This is a genomic window from Rhizomicrobium sp. (assembly GCF_056722145.1).
This window is the reverse complement of sequence record NZ_JBWZET010000111.1, coordinates 1-3,063: the sequence shown is the minus strand read 5'-3', so window position 1 is coordinate 3,063 and position 3,063 is coordinate 1. Positions and strand designations below refer to the sequence as shown.

At 64.5% G+C, this 3,063-nt stretch carries 5 protein-coding genes; all 5 read left to right on the top strand.

Translation table 11 applies throughout. The annotated features are described in order from the left end of the window. Positions 1–398: cbb3-type cytochrome c oxidase subunit I (locus AC1P6P_RS06140; protein WP_481401554.1), on the top strand; the 398-nt coding region annotated here is incomplete at its 5' end. 5 nt (positions 399–403) lie between these two features. Continuing rightward, positions 404–814, top strand: a complete 411-nt coding sequence (locus AC1P6P_RS06135) for a hypothetical protein (RefSeq protein ID WP_481401553.1) — start codon at positions 404–406, stop codon at positions 812–814. Positions 815–1,074: 260 nt separating this feature from the next. Next, entirely contained in the window at positions 1,075–1,977 is a 903-nt protein-coding gene (locus AC1P6P_RS06130) for a heme o synthase (RefSeq protein WP_481401552.1), read from the top strand. Further along, positions 1,964–2,104: a protoheme IX farnesyltransferase gene (locus AC1P6P_RS06125; RefSeq protein WP_481401551.1), complete on the top strand. Its 141-nt coding sequence runs from the start codon at positions 1,964–1,966 to the stop codon at positions 2,102–2,104. The genes AC1P6P_RS06130 and AC1P6P_RS06125 overlap by 14 nt, the downstream gene beginning before the upstream one ends. A 13-nt stretch (positions 2,105–2,117) precedes the next feature. Next, positions 2,118–3,023, top strand: a complete 906-nt coding sequence (locus AC1P6P_RS06120; protein ID WP_481401550.1) for a cytochrome c oxidase subunit 3 — start codon at positions 2,118–2,120, stop codon at positions 3,021–3,023. Positions 3,024–3,063: the final 40 nt, after the last annotated feature.

Genomic DNA, 3,063 nt, shown 5'->3' with positions numbered 1-3,063 from the left:
TCGGGGCGGTGTTCGCGATCTTTGCCGGCTGGTATTTCTGGTTCCCCAAGTTCTTCGGCTACCTGTACAATGAGACATTGGCCAAGATTCATTTCTGGATAACCTTTGTCGGCGTTAATTTTGCTTTCTTCCCCATGCATTTCCTGGGGCTCGCCGGCATGCCGCGCCGGGACGTCGACTACAACGAAGCCTATGCGGGATGGAATTTCGTGTCCTCGATGGGCGCGTTCCTGGCCGGGCTCGGCGTTGTCGTTTTCCTAATCGTGCTCGTGGAAGCCTTTGCCAAGAAGCGCAAAGCAGGTGACAATCCCTGGGGCGTCGGGGCGACGACTCTGGAATGGACGCTATCGTCGCCGCCGCCGTTCCATACGTTCAACGAGCTACCCAAAATAACGTGAGAGCCATGAAGATCTCAGAGAAGAAAGAGAAGAAAGAGACCAAATCCCGCAGCAAAGCTCCGCGCGGCCCCGGCAAGGTCGGTGCGCGATCCGGCAAGGCGGCGTTCAAGGCCCGTTCCTCCCGCGCCGTCCGTCATCTGTCGAAGCAGGCGCTCGACGGCGTCGCGGTCGAGAACGAGCGCGCCGAAGCCAAGCTCGCCGATCAGGTCTATCGCGTCGCCCATCCCGAGCCGCTGGTCGAGGCGATCGTGCTCGGCAGCAAGCCGAACAAGAAAAAGCCCTCCGCCGCGGTCGCCAAGAAGCGCGCCGCCGAAGCGCTGCTGAAAGAGCTGGACGAAGCCGCCCGCCACAAATCCCAGCGCCGCGCCAAGCGCCGTGTCACCGCCAAAGCGCTGAAGAAGGCGCGCACGGCATAAGCAACGAAAGGTCGTTTGAACTTGCTCCCCTCTCTTTCCTCCCCCGCGGAGTCCAATTCTCCGCCCCCGCACCTTGTTGGGACAGCGGGGGAGGTGGCTCGTCGCGCCGCGACGGGCCGGAGGGGGGCGTTCTGCCTGTTCCAAAATGCCGATGTCGTGGCGGTCCCCCCTCCGCCTCGCAAACGCTCGGCACCTCCCCCGCTATCCGAAGGTCGTGCGGCTCTTCAGTTTGAGCACCGCGGGGGAGGAAAGGGGCAGCCATGACCGTTACCGAACTGTCCCGCCCCGTCGCGACGGTGGAAGATTTCTTCGCGCTGCTGAAGCCGCGGGTGATGAGCCTCGTCATCTTCACCGGCTTTGCCGGTCTGGTCGTGGCGCCGGGGCCGATCCATCCGCTGATGGCGTTTTCGGCGCTGCTCTGCATCGCGGTCGGCGCCGGGGCGTCGGGCGCCCTCAACATGGCCTATGAAGCCGACATCGACCGGCTGATGGCGCGCACCGTCAATCGCCCGATTCCGCGCGGCACGATTGCCCGCGGCGAAGCGCTCGCCTATGGCTGGAGCCTGTCGGTCGCCGCGGTGACGCTGATGCTGCTGTTCGTCAACGCACTCGCCGCGGCGCTGCTGGCGTTCACGATCTTCTGGTACGTCGGCGTCTATACGCTCGGCCTGAAACGCATAACGCCGCAGAACATCGTCATCGGCGGCTTGTCCGGCGCGATGCCGCCCGCCATCGGCTGGGCCGCGGTGACCGGCACGCTGGCGTGGCAGCCGCTGCTGCTGGTCGCCATCATCTTTTTCTGGACGCCGCCGCATTTCTGGTCGCTGGCGCTGTTTGCCAACAGCGATTACGCCCGCGCCGGGGTGCCGATGCTGCCGGTCGTCGCCGGCAAGCGCGCCACTCGCCGTCATATCCTGGCGTATGCGCTGCTGCTGGTGCCGCTGGGGTTCGCGCCCGCGGCGCTGGGCATGGCGGGGCCGCTGTATGCTGCCGTTGCGGCGGGTCTCGGGGCGCTGCTGCTGTGGCGCGCGGTCGGCGTGGCGCGCGAACGCGACGAAACCAAAGAGCCGGCGGCGCGACGGCTGTTTGCCGTCACCATTCTCTATCTCTTTGCGCTGTTCGCCGCCCTGATCGTGGAGCGCGCCGTTCATGCCTTCGTATGATTGGCTCGATCTTGACCCGAAGAAAACCGCTCGCGAGAAGAAGCGGCGCAGCGTGGCGATAGCAGTTGTCCTCGCCGCGCTGGTCGTGCTGTTCTATGTGATGACGATGATACGCATCCACCCGTAGGAACGCTTCCCGAATGGCGCACGGCAACGTCAAGCACGATTACCATCTGGTCGATCCGAGCCCGTGGCCGGTGGTCGGTTCGCTCGGCGCCTTCATCATGATGATCGGCGCGGTGTTCTGGCTCAACAAGAGCTATGCCGATTTCGGCGTCATGGCCGGCGTGCCGTGGATCTTCGCGATCGGGCTGGCGCTGGTGCTCTACACCATGGCGGGCTGGTGGAAGGACGTCGTCACCGAGAGCGTGGTGGAAGGCCAGCACACGCCGGTGGTCAAGCTCGGTCTGCGCTATGGCATGCTGCTGTTCATCGCCTCGGAGGTGATGTTCTTCGTGGCGTGGTTCTGGGCCTATTTCAATTTCAGCCTGTTCCCGCACGACGCCGCGCTCAGCCAATGGCCGCCGAGCGGCATCGTCACCCTCGATCCCTGGCACTTCCCGCTGATCAACACGGTGATCCTCCTGACCTCCGGCACAACCGTGACCTGGGCCCATCACGCCATCCAGCACGGCGACCGCAAAGGCGCGATCCAGGGTCTGGCACTGACCGTGATCCTCGGCGTCAGCTTCACCTGCATCCAGGCGTATGAATACGCCCACGCGCCGTTCACCTTCGGCTTCAACGGCGCCGCGCTCGCCGCCTTCACCGATCCGGCGCACGCCACGCTCACCGCGGGACAGGGCAATCTCGGCGCGATCTACGGCTCGACCTTTTTCATGGCGACCGGCTTCCACGGCTTCCATGTCATCGTCGGCACGGTATTCCTGACCGTGTGCCTGGCGCGCGCCATCCTCGGCCACTTCACCCCGACGCGCCATTTCGGCTTCGAGGCGGCGGCGTGGTACTGGCACTTCGTCGATGTCGTGTGGCTGTTCCTGTTCACCAGCATCTACGTCTTCGGCCAGGGCCTGACGACCTCCTGATCAGGCCGGCCTTTTCTTCACGAACCATTCCTTGGCGTTG